Origin of the sequence: Sphingomonas sp. (assembly GCF_017745215.1) — a bacterium.
Taxonomy (GTDB): Bacteria; Pseudomonadota; Alphaproteobacteria; order Sphingomonadales; family Sphingomonadaceae; genus Sphingomonas.
Map to the genome: position 1 here is coordinate 123,556 of NZ_JAGHZV010000002.1, position 17,882 is coordinate 141,437.

Sequence of the window (17,882 nt, forward strand, 5' to 3'; positions counted from 1 at the left end):
CTGGATGCCCCGCCACCACGAAGTCCGCACGCTGCCGTACACGCCCGAGCAGATGTTCGAGCTGGTGGCGGACGTGGGCCGCTATCCGGAGTTCCTGCCCTGGGTCACTGCGACGCGGGTGCGCTCGAACGGCGAGACCGAGATGGTCGCCGACGTGATCGTGGGGTTCAAGGGGCTCAGCGAGACCTTCAGCTCGCGTGTGTCCAAGACCCGGCCCGAGCATATCCGCGTCGACTATCTCGACGGGCCGCTCAAGCATCTCAACAACGACTGGAAGTTCGCGCCGGCACCCGAAGGCGGCTGCCGGATCGAGTTCTGCGTCGACTTCGCGTTCAAGAACCGGATGTTCGAGATGCTCGCCGGCCAGGTGTTCGATCGCGCGGTGCGCAAGATGGTCAATGCCTTCGAGGAGCGCGCGGCGCGGCTCTACGGCGATTCCTCGACGGGGGCGGGGGCCTCCTCGTCGCGCGGCATCAGCAGCTCGAGCGCCCAGAGCGCCGCCTGAAGCCGGATTCCGCCGCGCCCGGTATCAGGGAAGTGGCGCGCATCGGCATCGACGTCCTGCGGATCGCCGCCGCGCTCGCAGCGCGCGAAGACCACCGTGCCTACCGGCTTCTTCTCGGTCCCGCCACCGGGGCCGGCGATTCCCGTGATCGCCACCGAGACATCGGCGTCCGAGCGCTCGATCGTGCGCTGCGCCATGCTCCAGGCGACCGCGATCGAGACGGCGCCGAAGGTCTCGAGCACTTCCTGGCTCACGCCGAGCGCGCTCACCTTGGCTTCGTTCGAATAGGTCACGAATCCGCATTCGAACACGTCGGACGAGCCCGGGATCTCGGTGAGCGCGGCGGAAACGAGTCCTCCGGTGCAGCTCTCGGCGACGGCGATGCGGCGGTTGAGCGCGCGATTGGCGTCGACGACCTTGCGCGCGGCGTCGACGAGCTGGGGAGGAAGTATGGTGTCCATGCGCCTAGTTCCCGTCGGGCTTGCAGATCGCGACCGGAGTCTTGTTCTTTTCGCTGCCCATCGCTTCGAAGATCAGCGTGAAGATGCCGACGAAATTCTCGGGCGGCAGCGGCTCGAGCAGGCCGAGCAGCCGGTCGATGAAGGTGCAGGTCTTGGCATCGACCTTGCCCAGCTTCGAGCCGAGCATCGGCTCGATGATCGCTTCGATGTCCGATTGCCTGGTGAAGGTGCCGGGCGCCTGCGTCGCCTTGGCGAAGGCGTCGGGAGATTGTTCGAACGCCTTGGCGCCGGCGTCCTCGTAGCGCTCGATCATCGCCTTGCCCCTGGCGCTGAGCAGGAAGGCGTCGTCCTTGAGCATCGGCCGGCAGCTCTGCTCGACGACGTGGAACACCGCGGGCGCGGCGGCGAGTAGCCCGGCTTTGGCGACGTCGGCCGAGACGCAGGGGGGCGCGGCGCTCTGCGCGGCCGTCTGCGCCTGGGCGCTGTACGAAGCGAGCAGCGCGCAAAACGCTCCCACGGTGCGAACGCTGGTGCCCCTCATGCTTCGGTCTCCGCTATCCTGATCGTCGCGACGGCTTGCGCTGCCATGCCTTCGCCGCGTCCGGTGAAGCCAAGCCGTTCGGTGGTGGTCGCCTTGATGCTAATCCTCGACTCGGGCAGCCGCAACAAGCCGGCGATGCTGGCGCGGATCGCGGCGCGGTGCGGCCCGATCTTGGGAGCCTCGCAGATCAAGGTGAGGTCGATGAAGTCGATCGTGCCGCCGGCCGCCGCGACGAGGCTTGCGGCATGCTGTAGGAACTGTGCCGAAGCGGCGCCGCGCCACTGCGGATCGCTCGGCGGGAAGTGCATGCCGATGTCGCCCGCGCCGATCGTGCCGAGCAGCGCATCGGTGATCGCATGGAGCGCGACATCGGCGTCGCTGTGGCCCGAGAGCCCGCGATCGTGGGGGATGCGCACGCCGCCCAGCCACAATTCCTCGCCCGTAGCGAAGCGGTGGACGTCGAACCCCATGGCAGTGCGGACGTGCATGCGGGCCCCCAGCCTGGCTTCGGCGAGCGGCAGATCGCCCGGCCATGTGATCTTGTCGAGCAGCGCATCGCCGACGACCATCGCCACGCTTTGTCCCGCGCGACGCAGCACCTGGGCGTCGTCGGTCGCTTCGAGGCTGGCAGGCCAGGCGCGGTGCGCGGCGAGGATCGCGGCGAAGTCGAACACCTGGGGCGTCTGGACGCGCACGAGCTGCGACCGGTCGACCGTGTCGCCGAGCGTCGCAGCGCCTTCGCCGGCGATGTGGCCATGGGCGAGCGTGTCGGCGACCATCTCGACCGGGACGGCTCCGGGTGCAGTGTCGAGCGCGGCGAGCAGCCGGTCGACCACCGCGGCGGGAACGAAGGGGCGCGCGGCGTCATGGATCAACACCCGGTCGACGCCGCCCTCGGCGGCGAGTCGCTCGAGCCCGGCGAGCACCGAGTCGCGCCTTGCCGCACCGCCGGTGACGAAGGGCGCGTCACCCAGCGCCTCGACGAAGCGCGTTTGCTGGCCTTCGCCGATCACGGTGAGCACGCGATCGATCCGCGCATGCGCCGAGAGCGCGCGGTGGCTGTGCCACAGCACCGGCCGCCCGCCGAGCGGCAGATATTGCTTGGGCGTCCCGCCGATCCGTGTGCCGCTGCCGGCGGCGACGATCAGCGCGACGGTTCGAATGTCCCCCATCGCGCGGCGCCCTAGCTCAAGTCGCGGGGGGAGGGTAGGGGGCGATGACGGAAAGCCTCTCTGCCTTTGTCGACCACCGCCTGAGAATAGCCGTCATGCTGAACTTGGACGTGTCATCACTTTGCGAGACGGGATTGGGCACTCTCCAACCGTCATCCCGGCGAAAGCCGGGACCCAGGGCAGCATAGGACGTGGCCCGTGGCCCTGGGTCCCGGCTTTCGCCGGGATGACGGCTGAGGGGCGAGGGTCGCCCGCCATTGATGACACGCCCGAGTTCAGGGTGACAATGGAGGACGAGAGGCGAGCGAGATCCCCGACTTGCCATTCTCCGCTTGTGAAGCTACGGGCGCCTGCCTATTTTTTCGGCAGGATATGACGATACTCGCGCCCATCCGCATCGGCAACGTCACCGTCGAGCAGCCCGTGCTGCTCGCGCCGATGACGGGCGTGACCGACCTGCCGTTCCGCCGCGCGGTGCGCCGCTACGGCTCGGGGCTCAACGTCACCGAGATGATCGCGAGCCAGGCGGCGATCCGCGAGACGCGCCAGTCGATCCAGAAGGCGGCGTGGGACCCGATCGAGGAGCCCGTGTCGATGCAGCTCGTCGGCTGCACGCCCTATGAGATGGGCGAGGCGGCCAAGCTCAACGAGGACCGCGGCGCCGCGATCATCGACATCAACATGGGCTGCCCGGTCCGCAAGGTCACCAACGGCGACGCCGGCTCGGCGCTGATGCGCGACCTCAAGAACGCCGCCGCGATCATCGAGGCGTGCGTGAAGGCCGTCCAGGTGCCGGTCACGCTCAAGATGCGCATGGGCTGGGACCATTCGAGCCTCAACGCCCCCGAACTCGCGCGCATCGCCGAGGACATCGGCGTCAAGATGGTCACCGTCCACGGCCGCACGCGCAACCAGATGTACAAGGGCAGCGCCGACTGGGGCTTCGTCCGCAGGGTGAAGGACGCGGTGTCGGTGCCCGTCATCGTCAACGGCGACATCTGCACGATCGACGACGCGCGCGAGGCGCTCGGCCAGTCGGGCGCCGACGGGGTGATGATCGGCCGCGGCGCCTATGGCCGGCCGTGGGTGCTCCGCCAGGTGATGGACGCGCTGACGGGTGGGGCGGTGCGCGCCGATCCGGGGATCGACGAACAATATCGCGTGATCGTCGATCATTACACCGAGTCGCTCAGCCACTATGGCAACGAGACCGGCGTCAACATGATGCGCAAGCATATCGGCTGGTACACGCGCGGGCTGCACGGCTCGGCCGAGTTCCGCAACAGCTTCAACCGCGTCGCCGATCCCGACGAGGCACTGGCGATGCTCGCCGCCTTCTACGCGCCATGGCTCTCGCGCGCGGCGGCGTGAAGCGCGCCAAGCCGGTGCCGGCGAGCGGACCCGGCTTTGCCGAGACCTTCGCCACGCTGCCGGTCGCGGTGCTCGTGCTCGATCCCGACGGCCGCGTCGCGCATGCCAACGCCGCCTGCGAGCTGCTGCTCAACCACAGCGAGACCTCGATGATCGGCCAGCCGTACGACGCGGTGCTGCTGCCGCCCGACGACTATGCCGAGCGCCGCGACGGCCATGGCTTCGCCGCGTTCGACACCGAGATCGAAGCCGTGCGCGGCCAGCGCATCCGCGTCGACTTCCTCGAGACGCAGGTGCCCGACCACCCCGGCTGGCGGATCGTCACGCTCCACCATGCCCCGCACGCCAAGCGGATGAACCAGGGCGAGCGCTCGGCAGGCGCGCGCGCGGCGGTGGGCGCGGCGGCGATGCTCGCGCACGAGATCAAGAACCCGCTCTCTGGCATCCGCGGCGCGGCGCAGCTGCTCGGCACCGGCGAGACCGTCGACCCGGCGCTCACCACGCTGATCACCACCGAAGTCGACCGCATCGCCGCGCTGATCGACCGGATGCAGGACTTCACCGACACGCGGCCGCTGAAGCTCGAGCCGACCAACGTCTACCCGCTGCTCGACCATGCCCGGCGCGTCGCGCTCGCGGGGTTCGCGCGCGGGATGGTGATCGAGGAACGGTTCGATCCCTCGCTGCCGCCCGTGCTCGTCGATCCCGATGCCTTCCAGCAGGTGCTGATGAACCTCATCAAGAATGCCGCCGAAGCGCTCGGCGGGCTTGCCCAGCCGCGCATCGTGCTGACGACCGCCTATAAGCACGGCATGTCGATGAGCACCGGGGCAGGGCGCCCGCGCCGGCCCCTGCCGATCGAGATCTGCGTGATCGACAACGGCCCCGGCGCGCCCGAGGACATCGCCGAGCACCTGTTCGAGCCCTTCGTCTCGGGCAAGCCCGAGGGCAAGGGCCTCGGCCTGCCGCTGGTCGAGAAGCTGGTCCGCGACATGGGCGGGATCGTCCAATATGCCCGCGAGCGGCACCCCGACGTCACCGTCTTCCGCCTGCTCCTCCCGCGAGCGGCGGCATGACCGCGCCGGGCAACGTCCTCGTCGTCGACGACGACAGCGCGATCCGCACCGTGGTCGCCGCGGCGCTCAAGCGCGAGGGGCATCGCGTCACCACCGCGGCAAGCCTCGCCGAGCTGCGCCGCGAGCTCAGGCTCGGCCTGCCCGACGTGCTGGTGACCGACGTGGTGCTGCCCGACGGCAACGGGCTCGACTTCGTCGCGGGGCTGGCGGGCGAGCACCCCGAGCTGCCGGTGATCGTCTTCTCGGCGCAGAACACGCTGGCGACCGCGGTTCGCGCGACCGAGGTGGGGGCGTTCGACTATCTCCCCAAGCCCTTCGACCTCGACGTGCTGGGCCAGGCTGTCCGCGGCGCGATCGCCAAGGGGCGCCGCCGCCCCACCGATTCGCCCGACAGCGACGGCGGGGCGGGGCCGTCGCTGATCGGCCGGTCGCCGGCGATGCAGGAAGTCTATCGGGTGATCGCGCGCGTCGTCTCGAACGACCTCACCGTGCTGATCACCGGCGAATCGGGCACCGGCAAGGAGCTGGTCGCCAAGGCGATCCACGATCTGGGTCCCCGGCGCCAGGCGCCCTTCGTCGCGCTCAACATGGCGGCGATCCCGCGCGAGCTGATCGAGGCCGAGCTGTTCGGCCACGAACGCGGCGCCTTCACCGGCGCGGCCGCGCGCGTCGCGGGCAAGTTCGAGCAGGCGGCGGGGGGCACGCTGTTCCTCGACGAGATCGGCGACATGCCGATGGACGCGCAGACGCGGCTGCTGCGCGTGCTCCAGTCGGGCGAGTTCACCACCGTCGGCGGCGCGCGGACGATCAAGGCCGACGTCCGCATCGTCGCGGCGACCAACAAGGAGCTGCCGAGCCTCGTCGCCGGCGGGCAGTTCCGCGAGGACCTCTACTACCGATTGAACGTCGTGCCGATCGCGCTCCCGGCGCTCAGGGAACGCCGCCAGGACGTGTCGCTGCTCGCACGCCACTTCCTTGACCGCGCCGCCGAGGATGGTCTGCCGCGCAAGCAGCTCGACAAGAGCGCGATCGAAGTGCTCGAGGCCTATGACTGGCCGGGCAACGTCCGCGAGCTCGAGAACCTCATGCGCCGCATCGCCGCGCTCAGCCGCGACGAGTGGATCGACGCCGACAACCTCCGCCGCGCGCTGGGCGACACCAGCGCGCCCGCGCCGGCCGCGCGCGACGCGGGGATCGAAGCGGCGGTGCGCGCGCGGCTCGAACGGATCGCGATCGAGGAGCCGCGCGCGCTCGACGACGGCACGCTCTACGACCGGATCATCGGCGAAGTGGAGCGCCCGCTGATCGAGGCGATGCTCGCCCGCCACGGCGGCAACCAGCTCCGCGCCGCGCGGGCGATGGGGATCAACCGCAACACGCTCAGGAAACGGCTCGACACGCTCCGTATCAATGTGAGCGGCATCGATGTTGCCGGCGGGCGACAGGATGGTACCGAATAGCGACAGGTTGATGCGGATTCTGTGTTTTCCGGGCAACGCCGGCGTTGTATCCCGGCAACGATGGATGCCGTGACCGCTCTGGACGCGACCGCGCCGCCGCCGCGCCGGCGGAGGTTCGCGGTCACGCCCGCGGTAGAGCTCGGCGTGCTCGGCATCACTGCCGCCACGCTGTTCTCGACCTACAGCTACATGAGCGGGGAGGGTGCGCAGGGCGAACTGCTCAGCCCGGTGCTCGCTGCCTCGCTGCTGCTCGCGAACCTGCTGCCGGCGGTCATCCTGATCGTGTTGCTGGGCCGCCGGATCGCGCGCCACCGCGCCGCCAAGGCCGCGCTCGCCGGGGGCGGGCGGATGCACGTGCGGCTGGTGGCGCTGTTCTCGCTCGTCGCCAGCGTGCCGATCATCCTCACGGTGATCGCGGCTTCGGTGCTCTTCCAGTCGGGCGTGCAGCTCTGGGGGTCGAAGCGTTCGCAGGCGGCGTTCGAATCGACGATCGCGATCGCCAAGGAAGGCCAGAAGGTCGTCACCGATCGCTGGACCGGCGAGGCGCGCACGATGGCCCGCGACCTGCTGCGTTTCTTCCCCGATCTGCCCCGCCGCTCTCCCGAGCTCGAGCGGCTGCTCCTCGAGCAGACCTACCAGCGCAACCTCTATCAGTCGGTGCTGTTCGAAGTGGTCGACGGGAAGACGATCGAGCCGCTCTACGCCTATGAGCCTCCGACCGAGCAGGAATTCAGGACACGCGTCACCGGCGAGGTGCTCAACATCCTCACCGTCAACGGGAAGACCTTCATCAACTTCAACGAGAAGGTGGTTTGGGTGGTGACCCCGGTCGATCGCGGGCGCAACATCTTCCTCTATGTCGGCACGCCGGTGAACGCCGACTTCCTCGTCCGCCAGACCGATTCGGCGCGCGAGATCCTGAGCGAATATCAGGCGCTGCAGGCACGCGCGCGAACGCTGCAGATCACCTTCAATGCCGCGCTCTATGGCGTCGCGCTGTTCATCATCGGCCTCGCGATGTGGATCGCGATCATCGTCGCCGACCGGCTCGTCCAGCCCGTCGACCGGCTGGTGATCGCTTCGCGGCGCGTCTCCGAGGGCGATTTCTCCGCACGCGTGACGCCGCCGGCGAGCGACGACGAGATTGCAACGCTGGGCCGCGCCTTCAACACCATGACCGAGCGGCTTCAGATCCAGACCAATGCCCTCGTCACCGCCAACGTCCAGCTCGAGAGCCGTCGCGCGCTGATCGAGGCCGTGATGTCGGGCGTCACCGCGGGCGTCATTTCGATCGATCGCGAACGCACGATACGCCTGATCAACGCCTCGGCCGCCGCGCTGCTGCGCCAGGGCGAGCAGGATCCGGTCGGTAAGCCCCTGCATGACGTCGCGCCCGAGCTCGACGCGCTGCTCGACAGCGGCGAGACCGAGGCCGTGGTGCAGACGCCCGTCGACGGCGCCGAGGCGCGCACGCTCGCGGTAAAGGTGACGAGCGGCGAGGACGGACAGGTGCTCACCTTCGACGACATCACCCAGCAGCAGCTCGACCAGCGCCGCGCCGCCTGGTCCGACGTCGCGCGCCGAATCGCGCACGAGATCAAGAACCCGCTCACCCCGATCCAGCTCGCCGCCGAGCGGCTCCAGCGGCGCTACGGCAAGAATGAGGACGGCGTCTTCTCGCAGCTCACCAGCACGATCGTGCGCCAGGTGGGCGACCTCCGGCGGATGGTCGACGAATTCTCCTCCTTCGCGCGCATGCCCAAGCCGCTGTTCCGCGCCGAATCGCTGCTCGACATCGCGCGCCAGTCGATGTTCCTCCACGAAGTCGCGCACCCCGCGATCCGCTTCGCGATGCAGGTGCCCGACGGGCCGGTGCCGCTGGTCTGCGATCGCCGCCAGCTCGGCCAGGCGCTCACCAACGTCGTCAAGAACGCCGTCGAGGCGATCGAGGCCCGGCCTGCCAGCCTCGACGAACCGCTGCCCCAGGGCGAAGTGGTCCTGACCCTCGCGCCCGAGGGCGACCGCCGCATCCTGCTCACCGTCGCCGACAACGGCATCGGCCTGCCCGTCGAGCGCGACCGCATCGCAGAGCCCTATATGACCACGCGCGCCCGCGGCACCGGCCTGGGGCTCGCGATCGTCAAGAAGATCGTCGAGGAGCATTTCGGCTCGATCGCGTTCGGCGACCGCCCCGGCGGCGGCACGATCGTGACGATCTGCTTCGACGCAGAGCAGCTCGCCGCACTCGCCGGTGCGGGCGAGAGCCCCGACACCGATGGCGCCGAGCCCCGGCCGGCCGCCCTTACTCGAACCGGACTGAAGGCATGACACTCGATATCCTGGTCGTCGACGACGAGCGCGACATCCGCGAACTGGTCGCGGGCGTGCTCGAGGACGAAGGCTATGTGACCCGCGATGCGGCGGACAGCGATGCCGCGCTCGAAGCGATCGCCGAGCGCCGGCCCAGCCTGGTGCTGCTCGACGTCTGGCTGCAAGGCTCGCGGCTCGACGGGCTCGACCTGCTCGAGGAGATCAAGCGGCGTGATTCCACGCTGCCGGTCATCGTCTTCTCGGGCCACGGCAACATCGACACGGCCGTGGCGGCGATCCGCCGCGGCGCCGCCGACTTCATCGAAAAGCCCTTCGAGGCCGAGCGGCTGCTGCTGATGGTCGCCCGCGCGACCGAGACCGAGCGGCTGAAGCGCGAAGTGGCGTCGCTGCGCGCCTCGGTCGGCCGCGAGACCGACCTCACCGGTACCTCGGGCGCGATCAACGGCGTGCGCGCGACCCTGAAGCGGGTGGCGTCGACCGGCAGCCGCGTGCTCGTCACCGGCGGGCCGGGCGTGGGCAAGGAAGTCGCGGCGCGGCTGCTCCACGGCTGGAGCCAGCGCGCCCAGGCGCCCTTCGTCATCGTCAGCGCCGCGCGGATGACGCCCGAGCGGGTGGACGAGGAGCTCTTCGGGATCGAGGAAGGCGGCGATCTCGTCCGCCCCGGGCTGCTCGAGCAGGCGCATGGCGGCACCTTGTTCCTCGACGAGATCGCCGACATGCCGATCGCGACGCAGGCCCGCATCCTGCGCGTGCTCACCGACCAGAGCTTCAGCCGCGTCGGCGGCACGCGGATCGTCAAGGTCGATGTCCGCGTCGTCTCCGCCACCGCGCGCGACCTTCAGGCCGAGATCGCCGCAGGGCGCTTCCGCGAGGATCTCTACTACCGGCTCAACGTCGTCCCCGTCGCGATCCCCGGGCTCACCGAGCGGCGCGAGGACATCCCGGTGCTCGTCGAGCATTTCGTGGCGCATTACGCCTCGGAGCGCCGGGTGCCGACGCCCGAGGTCGCCTCGGACGCGATGGTCGCGCTGCAGAGCTATGAATGGCCGGGCAACGTCCGCCAGCTGCGCAACGTCGTCGAGCGCACCGTGATCCTCGCGCCGGGCGACCGGATCGGGCGGATCGACCTCGATCTGCTCCCGCCCGAGGTGCTCGGCAAGCCCGGCGAGATGAGCAACGGCATGGGAGCGAGCGCGATCATGGGTTCTCCGCTCAAGGAGGCCCGGGAGACGTTCGAGCGCGAATATCTCCGCATCCAGATCCGCCGCTTCTCGGGCAACATCTCGCGCACGGCGCACTTCATCGGGATGGAGCGATCGGCGCTGCACCGGAAATTGAAGCTGCTCGGCATCACCGAGACGCGCGACGAATAGGGGGAGGAGCCTTCCTCCAAACCCCCTCAACCGTCATTCCTGCGGAAGCCGGGATCCAGGGCAGCAAGCGACATCGCCCGTGACTCCGGTCCCGGCTTTCGCCGGGATGACGGGAAGGGGGGGCGAAGGGGATAACGGGAACGACGTGAATCCCCCAATCGAGTTGGGACAGGGATATTTACGTTCCGGTTCGAAACCCTTAGATCGGAAACAATCGCGCCATGTGGGCGCGGTACGCCGACGCCGGGAACGGCGCGACGCGGGACAGACCCCGCCAAGAACAAAGGAGCCCAAGCATGGCCGACAAACAGACGTCGCTTCAGGACCTGTTCCTGAACTCGCTTCGCCGGTCCAAAGTCCCCGTCACGATGTTCCTGGTCAAGGGCGTCAAGCTGCAGGGCATCGTCACCTGGTTCGATAATTTCTCGGTCCTTCTGCGCCGCGATGGCCAGTCGCAGCTGATCTACAAGCATGCGATCTCGACGATCATGCCCTCGGGCCCGGTCGACCTCGCGTCGATCCTCGCGACGATGGGCGATGCCGGCCCGCGCAACCCGGTGCTTCAGGAGATCTTCCTCAGCGCGGTGCGCCGCCAGCAGGAGAATGTCACGATGTTCCTCGTGAACGGCGTGATGCTTCAGGGCCAGATCGCTGCGTTCGACCTGTTCTGCATGCTGCTCCAGCGCGAGGGCATGTCGCAGCTCGTCTACAAGCACGCCGTCTCGACGATCCAGCCCGCGCATCCGCTCAACCTCGCCGAGGAAACGACCGGCACCGGCGACGAGTGATCCGTACGTGACCACCGGCTTCGAGCGCGACCCCGACGATTTCGCACGCGGGGCGAGGGCGGCTATCGTCTATCCGGACCTCGGCGGCAGCACCCGCGATGCCGAGGCCCGGCTGGAGGAGACCGCGGGCCTCGCGCTGGCGATCGGCGTCGACGTGGTCGAGAAGGTCAGCTTCCGACTCCGTCAGCCCAAGCCCGGCACGCTGATCGGCTCGGGCCAGGTCGAGGCGCTGGCCGAGACGGTGCGCGACAAGGAGCTCCAGCTCGCCGTGTTCGACGCGGCGCTCACCCCCGTGCAGCAGCGCAACCTCGAGAAGGCGCTGGAATGCAAGGTGATCGACCGCACCGGGCTGATCCTCGAGATTTTCGGCGAGCGCGCGCGCACCGCCGAGGGCCGGCTCCAGGTCGAGCTCGCGCACCTCGATTACCAGGCCGGGCGGCTGGTGCGCAGCTGGACCCACCTCGAGCGCCAGCGCGGCGGCTTCGGCTTCCTCGGCGGCCCGGGCGAGACCCAAATCGAAGCCGACCGCCGGCTGATCCGCGACCGGATGGCGCGCCTCAAGCGCGAGCTCGACCAGGTCAGCCGCACCCGCGGCCTCCACCGCGAGCGGCGCCAGCGCGCGCCTTGGCCGGTGATCGCGCTGGTCGGCTATACCAACGCAGGAAAGTCGACGCTTTTCAATCGTTTGACTGGCGCTGACGTCATGGCGGAGAACCTCCTCTTCGCGACGCTCGACCCGACCCTGCGCCAGGTCTCGCTGCCGGGGATCGACAAGGCGATCCTCTCGGACACGGTGGGCTTCGTCTCCGAACTGCCGACCCAGCTCGTCGCGGCGTTCAAGGCGACGCTCGAGGAAGTGATCTCGGCCGACCTGCTGATCCACGTCCGCGACATCGCGCATCCCGACAGCGAAGCGCAGCGCGCCGATGTCGAAAAGGTGCTCGGCGAGATCGGCGTCGCAGTGGAGACGCCGCGCTTCGAGGCGTGGAACAAGCTCGACCTGCTCGACGAGGAGCGCCGCGAGGCCGTGTTGGCGGTGGCCGCCGAACGCGCGGACGTCATGCCGGTGTCCGCGGTGACGGGGGAGGGCGTGGAGGCGCTGGTCGACGCGGTGGCGGCGCAGCTCACCGCGGGGCACCGGCGCTACACGATCGCGCTCGATCCGGCCGACGGCGCAGGGGCGGCGTGGCTCCACCAGCACGGCGAAGTGCTCGACCAGCGCGTGGAGGGGGACGAGGTGGTGTACGAAGTGCGGATGGCGCCTCGGGATTATGAGCGGTTCGAGGTGAGGGCGGGCGGCTAACTCGTTGCTTCCGCAGGCGGCAGGTACCGCGCCATCCGGGCCTTTAGCAGCGCGACCAGGTCCGGATCCATGAACGCATAGTCGTCCGGAATATCGAGCACGACGATTCGCTTGCCGTTGAGCGCCGATCGAAAGCGCTTCTGCAGCTTGTTGCGGTGCGTGCGCTCCATCGCAAAGATCAGGTCGGCCCATTCGATCAGTTCGTGGCTGAGCGGATTGTCGGCGTCATGATTGGTTCCGGCAGAGCCGACCTCGATGCCCGGATGATCGGCGAAGACCTGCTCCGCCGTCGGGCTGCGAAGGCGATTCTGGCTGCAGACGAAGAGGATGTTCTTCAAGCTTCCGCCGCGGCGGCTTTCACCCGCTGCCAAAGCGCCTCCTGCGCCTCAAGGTCGAGCGACGCGAAATTCTCGTCCGCCGCTTCCATCGCCCGAAATCGTCGCTCGAACTTCGCATTCGCCCGCCGCAGCGCCGCCTCAGGATCGATCCCCAGCTTGCGCGCCCAATTGGCCACGGAGAAGAGCAAGTCTCCGATTTCCTCCTCAACTTCCTGTTCCGGCGCGCTTTCCACCTCGAGCAGCTCCTCGTCGATCTTCGCCCGCGCGCCGCTCGGATCGGGCCAGTCGAAGCCGGTGCGGGCGGCGCGCTTCTGGAGCTTTTCGGCGCGGAGCAGGGCAGGGAGGCCCAGCGCGACGCCGTCCATCGCGCTCGCATGCCCCTTGGCGCCGCGCTCCTCGGACTTGATCTGCTCCCAGAGGTGATGCCCGCCGGCCTCGGCGCCGAGGAAGATGTGCGGGTGGCGGCGCTCCATCTTGTCGCTGATTGCGTGGATCACGTCGGCGAGCGCGAAATCGCCGGCCTCCTCGGCCATGCGCGAATGGAAGACGACCTGGAGCAGCAAGTCGCCGAGCTCGTCCTTGAGGTCGGCCATGTCGCCGCGCGCGATCGCATCGGCGACTTCATAGGCTTCCTCGATCGTATAGGGCGCGATCGTCTCGAAGGTCTGGACCGTGTCCCATTCGCAGCCGGTCCTGGGATCGCGCAGCCGCGCCATGATCGTCACGAGCCGGTCGATGGGAATGGTCACGCAGGCGAGTCCTTTGCTGGCAAGGGCAGCCCAGCCTTAGGTGCAATCGGCGAAGGCCGCCAGCACGGCCGCGCCGAGCTCGGCATCGCCGGGGGCACGGAGCTCGCGCGCCTGGTCCGGCAGATGCGCGAAGCCGCGCGCGCCCTGGTTGTCGGTCGGGGTCAGGGTGATCCGCTGCCCGCGCTGATACACCGAGACGGTCTGCGCCGCCGCCATGAACGCGCGGAACGATCGCAACCCCGAGATCGCCAGCGTCGGAAAGCGCGTGGGGTGCCGACGCTCGTCCTCGGAAAGCCGCACACCGTTGCGCGACTCGCTCAGCGCACGATGCAGCGCGGCGCCGATCGCAATCGGATCGCCAGGGTCCTCGATCCGCCAGGCGCGCCGCTCGATCGATGGGCCGCGGCGGACGTCGTCATGCGACGAGACGATCATGCGATCGGGCAGCAGCACCACCGCACCGCTGCGCGCCCGCGGCGCGAGGAAGCCGAGCAGCCGCATCAGCCCCGCTGCATCCCGTCAGGGGAAGCCGGGACCCTCGCCACGCCTCACCGATCCTTGAGAACGATAATATACATTATGTAAAAAACATTCTTGGTTGCGGGCGCCCCGCCGGGGCCCCTCGCAGGCGGCATCCCTTCAATTCGGCCCGTCCTGAGGCTCGAGCACCAGGACATTCTGCTCGACGCGCCAGGATTTGAGCCGCGACAGGAAGTTCATGCCCAGCGCATCGCCGTCGCCGAAGTTCGGCGCGACGACGACGTCGAGGTCCTGCGTGCGGATCGAGCCGAGCGCCACCGCACGGGCGCTGCCGCGCTTGGCGAAGATCGTGCCGTTCGCGGTGTCGAGCATCGTCGGCATTCCGCCGGTCTGGATCCCCGCGAGCCGCGCGGTTTCCTCCGAAAGCGCCGTCGTCGTCGCGCCGCTGTCGATCAGCATCGGCCGCTCGACACCATTGATCGAGACGCGCGCCCAGAAATGCCCGTCGGGACTCTGACGGATGCGCATCGTGCCGCCGGCCGACTGCTGCTCGTCGAGCCCGAGCATCGCGGTGGCGCGCCCGAACGCCGCGCCGATCTCGTAGCGGTGCACGACGATCAGCGTCACGACCAGCGCCACGGCCGCCCAGCCGAGAACGCCGCGCACCACCGTCTTCAGCCCGATGTCGCGCCCGCGCAACGACGCGGCCGCGAGCACCAGCGCGACGCTGAGCCACGCGAGGTTCGCCAGCGCGTCACCGCTCACGGCGCGATCTCCAACCCGTCATGGCCCGGCTTGATTCCCTCCGGAAGTTCGGCGGCGAGGGTCGCATAGTCCATCGAATTGTCCATATGGACCAGCGCCGCCCTCCCCACCTCCAGCTCGGCGATCCAGCCGAGCGTCGAGGCGAGGTTGGGGTGCGTCGGATGCGGCGCACGGCGCAGCGCATCGACGATCCACAGGTCGACGCCAGCGAAGAGCGCACGCATCGCGTTCGTCATTTCATGGAAGTCTGTCGAATAAGCTATTGATTTTCCGTTATGTTCGAAGCGCAATCCGGCCGAGGTGATGCCGCCGTGCGGCTGGTCGACGGTGCGGATCGTGATGTCGCCGATCGTCAGCGCGTTGGGCAATTCCTCGCCGGCGACGGTGGGGTGATAGCCCGCGCGGCCGTAGAAGGCATAGGCGAAGCGCTGCTGGAGCTGCTCGAGCGCGAACGGCCGCGCGAGCCCGCGGACCGGCGCGCCGCGGACGTGCATGATCTGGCGGAGATCGTCGATGCCGTGGCAATGATCGGCGTGGTCGTGCGTCCAGATCACTGCGTCGACATCGTCCACCCCAGCGGCGAGCAGCTGCTCGCGCATGTCCGGGCTGGTGTCGACGAGGATGCGCGTCGTCTCGGTCCACACCAGGATCGAGGCGCGCGTGCGGCGGTTGCGCGGCTCGGCGGGATCGCAGTCGCCCCAGTCGTTCCCGATCCGCGGCACGCCCGAGGACGTCCCCGAACCGAGGATGCGGACCTTCACGCGCTTACCGTCTTGGCGAACAGCGTATGGAAATTGGCGCGCGTCGCTTCCGCCAGCGCCTCGGGTTCCTGCCCGCGCAGCCCGGCGAGAAACCTGCAGGTGTCCGCGACGAACGCCGGCTCGCCGGTTCTGCCGCGATGGGGGACGGGAGCGAGGAAGGGCGCGTCGGTCTCGATCAGCAGCCGGTCGAGCGGAAGCTTCGACGCCGTCGCCTGCAGGTCGTGCGCGTTCTTGAAGGTCACGATCCCCGAGATCGAGATATAGAAGCCCAGTTCCAGGGCCTTGTGGGCGAAGTCTTCGCTCGCGGTGAAGCAATGGATCACGCCGGGGAAGGCCCCCTTCCCCATCTCGTCGCGCAGGATTTCGGCAGTATCATCCTCGGCGTCGCGGGTGTGGACGATCAGCGGCAGGCCGGTCGCGCGCGAGGCGGCGATATGCGCGCGGAAGCTCGCGCGCTGGCGGTCGCGGTCCGAATGGTCGTAATAATAGTCGAGCCCGGTCTCGCCGATTCCCACGACGCGGGGATGCCGCGCGCGATCGATCAGCAGCGAGGTGCCGACGTCGGGGTGTTCGTCCGCCTCATGCGGGTGGATGCCGACCGAGGCCCAGACGTCGCTTTCGCGCTCGGCGACGGCGAGGACGTCGTCCCACTCGCTCTGCCGCGTCGCGATGTTGAGCATCGCCACCACGCCGGTCTCGCGAGCGCGCGCAAGCACTTGCGGCTGGTCCTCGGCCAGCCCCTTGTAGTTCAGGTGGCAATGGCTGTCGGCGAGCCTCATGCCGGGCTCTCCTCGGCGGAAAGCTCGAGCCGCGGGAACAGCGCGACCGGCTGATCGATCCGGAAGTCGCTCTCGGCGAGCGGCGAATACCAGTGCGAGCCGATCCCCGCAGGCGTGCGCAGCTCGGGCGCGACACCCATCCGGTCGAGCAGCTTGGTCGCGCTGCCCGGCACCACCGGCAGGATGCCGACCGCGAGCTGGGCGATGCAGATGTAGAGCGTCGCGAGCACGGTGTTCATCCGCACGGGATCGGTCTTGCGCAGCGCCCAGGGCGCCTGCTCGTCGATATAGGCGTTGCACGCGAACACGGCCTGCATCCACGCCTCGACCGCCTGCGACAGCGCCAGCTCCTCGAAGGCGCGGGGCATCGTCTCTCGCACGGTCTTGCCGACCAGCTCGAACAGCGCGTCGTCGCTGGCGTCATGGCCCTGGATCGCGGGGAGCGCGGCGTCGCAATTCTTGAAGATCTGCGCGAGCGTGCGCTGGGCGAGATTGCCGAAGCTGTTGGCGAGGTCGGCATTGGCGCGCGTTACGATCGCTTCGTCGCTGAACGTGCCGTCCTGGCCGAAGCTCACATCGCGCAGCAGGAAATAGCGCAGCGCATCGACGCCGTAGAGCCCGGCGAGCGCCACCGGATCGACGACATTGCCGACCGACTTGGACATCTTCTCCCCGCGGTTGAGCAGGAAGCCGTGGCCGAACACCTGCTTCGGCAGCGCGATCCCCGCCGACATCAGGAAGGCCGGCCAATAGACCGCGTGGAAGCGGACGATGTCCTTGCCGATCAGGTGGATGTCGGCGGGCCAGTAGCGCGCGAAGCGCTCGGCGTCGTCGGGATAGCCGGCTCCGGTGATATAGTTGGTCAGCGCGTCGACCCAGACGTACATCACATGGCCGGGCGATCCGGGCACGGGCACGCCCCAGTCGAAGCTGGTGCGGCTGACCGAGAGGTCGACCAGCCCGCCCTCGACGAAGCGCAGGATCTCGTTGCGCCGCGCCTCGGGGCGGATGAACTCGGGGTTGGCGGCATAGAGGTCGAGCAGCGGCTGCTGATATCTGGAGAGGCGGAAGAACCAGGTCTCCTCCTTGGTCCATTCGACCGGCGTACCCTGGGGGGAAAACTTCTCACCCCCCTCGCCTTCGGTCAGTTCCTTCTCCTCGTAAAAGGCTTCGTCGCGGACCGAATACCAGCCCTCGTAGCGATCGAGGTACAAGTCGCCGGCGGCTTCCATCGCCTTCCAGATCGCCTGGCTGGCAGCGTGGTGCGCAGGCTCGCTGGTGCGGATGAAGCGGTCGCACGAGATGTCGAGAAGCTCGGCCAGCTCGCTGAAATGGGAGGACATTTCGTCCGCCAGCTCGCGCGCGGTGATGCCGCGGGCGCGCGCGGTCTGCACCATCTTGAGGCCGTGCTCGTCGGTGCCGGTCTGGAAGAAGACGTCGCGCCCCTGCTGCCGCTGGAACCGCGCGATCGCATCGGCCGCGATCATCTCATAGGCATGGCCGATGTGCGGCCGGCCATTGGGGTAGTGGATCGCGGTGGTGATGTAGAAAGGCTCGGACATGCGCGGCCTTTAGGGGGATTTCGCCGGAGCGTGAAGGGCCGCCGAGTCGCCGGTATCGAGATACCGA

The 17,882-nt window shown here is 68.8% G+C and carries 18 protein-coding genes; 8 read left to right on the top strand and 10 right to left on the bottom strand.

Annotated features, from left to right (window positions below; all coding sequences use genetic code 11):
* Window positions 1-4: 4 nt before the first annotated feature.
* Window positions 5-505, top strand: a complete 501-nt coding sequence (locus tag J7495_RS03155; RefSeq protein WP_294054624.1) for a type II toxin-antitoxin system RatA family toxin — start codon at window positions 5-7, stop codon at window positions 503-505.
* On the opposite strand, the gene J7495_RS03160 is transcribed toward J7495_RS03155, so the two are convergent.
* From J7495_RS03160 to J7495_RS03170, 3 genes are read right to left on the bottom strand one after another with little or no spacing between them, the layout of a single operon-like run.
* Window positions 427-966 carry a CinA family protein gene (locus J7495_RS03160; RefSeq protein WP_294054625.1) on the bottom strand — a complete coding sequence of 180 codons (540 nt, stop codon included), beginning with the start codon at window positions 964-966 and terminating at the stop codon, window positions 427-429. The two genes, J7495_RS03155 and J7495_RS03160, sit on opposite strands and share 79 nt — an antisense overlap.
* Before the next feature lie 4 nt (window positions 967-970).
* On the bottom strand, window positions 971-1,507 hold the full coding sequence (locus tag J7495_RS03165; protein WP_294054626.1) for a hypothetical protein: 537 nt from the start codon (window positions 1,505-1,507) through the stop codon (window positions 971-973).
* Complete coding sequence (locus J7495_RS03170) at window positions 1,504-2,679, bottom strand: bifunctional 2-C-methyl-D-erythritol 4-phosphate cytidylyltransferase/2-C-methyl-D-erythritol 2,4-cyclodiphosphate synthase (protein WP_294054627.1); 1,176 nt, start codon at window positions 2,677-2,679, stop codon at window positions 1,504-1,506. Before J7495_RS03170 ends, J7495_RS03165 begins: the two co-directional genes overlap by 4 nt.
* A 372-nt stretch (window positions 2,680-3,051) precedes the next feature.
* On the opposite strand from J7495_RS03170, the gene dusB reads away from it, so the two are divergent.
* The 7 genes from dusB (at window position 3,052) to hflX (ending at window position 12,381) form a co-directional block, all read left to right on the top strand.
* On the top strand, window positions 3,052-4,050 hold the full coding sequence (gene dusB / locus J7495_RS03175; RefSeq protein ID WP_294054628.1) for a tRNA dihydrouridine synthase DusB: 999 nt from the start codon (window positions 3,052-3,054) through the stop codon (window positions 4,048-4,050).
* Window positions 4,026-5,126, top strand: coding sequence for an ATP-binding protein (locus tag J7495_RS03180; protein WP_294054629.1), 1,101 nt, complete (start codon window positions 4,026-4,028; stop codon window positions 5,124-5,126). Before dusB ends, J7495_RS03180 begins: the two co-directional genes overlap by 25 nt.
* Complete coding sequence (gene ntrC / locus J7495_RS03185) at window positions 5,123-6,586, top strand: nitrogen regulation protein NR(I) (RefSeq protein WP_294054630.1); 1,464 nt, start codon at window positions 5,123-5,125, stop codon at window positions 6,584-6,586. Before J7495_RS03180 ends, ntrC begins: the two co-directional genes overlap by 4 nt.
* A 60-nt stretch (window positions 6,587-6,646) precedes the next feature.
* On the top strand, window positions 6,647-8,914 hold the full coding sequence (locus J7495_RS03190) for an ATP-binding protein (protein WP_294054631.1): 2,268 nt from the start codon (window positions 6,647-6,649) through the stop codon (window positions 8,912-8,914).
* Entirely contained in the window at window positions 8,911-10,290 is a 1,380-nt protein-coding gene (locus J7495_RS03195) for a sigma-54 dependent transcriptional regulator (RefSeq protein WP_294054632.1), read from the top strand. Before J7495_RS03190 ends, J7495_RS03195 begins: the two co-directional genes overlap by 4 nt.
* A 221-nt stretch (window positions 10,291-10,511) precedes the next feature.
* A complete protein-coding gene (gene hfq / locus J7495_RS03200) occupies window positions 10,512-11,078 on the top strand; it encodes an RNA chaperone Hfq (RefSeq protein WP_294054633.1) in 567 nt (188 codons plus the stop codon).
* Between the two features lie 7 nt (window positions 11,079-11,085).
* Complete coding sequence (gene hflX, locus J7495_RS03205; protein ID WP_294054634.1) at window positions 11,086-12,381, top strand: GTPase HflX; 1,296 nt, start codon at window positions 11,086-11,088, stop codon at window positions 12,379-12,381.
* Here hflX and J7495_RS03210 read toward each other — a convergent pair.
* From J7495_RS03210 to metG, 7 genes are all read right to left on the bottom strand, one after another.
* Window positions 12,378-12,719 carry a low molecular weight protein tyrosine phosphatase family protein gene (locus tag J7495_RS03210; protein ID WP_294054635.1) on the bottom strand — a complete coding sequence of 114 codons (342 nt, stop codon included), beginning with the start codon at window positions 12,717-12,719 and terminating at the stop codon, window positions 12,378-12,380. The two genes, hflX and J7495_RS03210, sit on opposite strands and share 4 nt — an antisense overlap.
* Entirely contained in the window at window positions 12,716-13,468 is a 753-nt protein-coding gene (gene mazG, locus J7495_RS03215) for a nucleoside triphosphate pyrophosphohydrolase (RefSeq protein WP_294054636.1), read from the bottom strand. Before mazG ends, J7495_RS03210 begins: the two co-directional genes overlap by 4 nt.
* A 36-nt stretch (window positions 13,469-13,504) precedes the next feature.
* A complete protein-coding gene (locus tag J7495_RS03220; RefSeq protein ID WP_294054637.1) occupies window positions 13,505-13,969 on the bottom strand; it encodes a hypothetical protein in 465 nt (154 codons plus the stop codon).
* 138 nt (window positions 13,970-14,107) lie between these two features.
* A complete protein-coding gene (locus tag J7495_RS03225) occupies window positions 14,108-14,713 on the bottom strand; it encodes a TIGR02281 family clan AA aspartic protease (RefSeq protein ID WP_294054638.1) in 606 nt (201 codons plus the stop codon).
* The gene (locus tag J7495_RS03230; protein ID WP_294054639.1) at window positions 14,710-15,474 is read right to left on the bottom strand and encodes an MBL fold metallo-hydrolase; all 765 of its coding nucleotides are present in this window, start codon (window positions 15,472-15,474) and stop codon (window positions 14,710-14,712) included. The genes J7495_RS03225 and J7495_RS03230 overlap by 4 nt, the downstream gene beginning before the upstream one ends.
* Window positions 15,471-16,253: a TatD family hydrolase gene (locus J7495_RS03235; RefSeq protein WP_294054640.1), complete on the bottom strand. Its 783-nt coding sequence runs from the start codon at window positions 16,251-16,253 to the stop codon at window positions 15,471-15,473. Before J7495_RS03235 ends, J7495_RS03230 begins: the two co-directional genes overlap by 4 nt.
* The gene (gene metG / locus J7495_RS03240; protein WP_294054641.1) at window positions 16,250-17,815 is read right to left on the bottom strand and encodes a methionine--tRNA ligase; all 1,566 of its coding nucleotides are present in this window, start codon (window positions 17,813-17,815) and stop codon (window positions 16,250-16,252) included. Before metG ends, J7495_RS03235 begins: the two co-directional genes overlap by 4 nt.
* Window positions 17,816-17,882 lie beyond the last annotated feature (67 nt).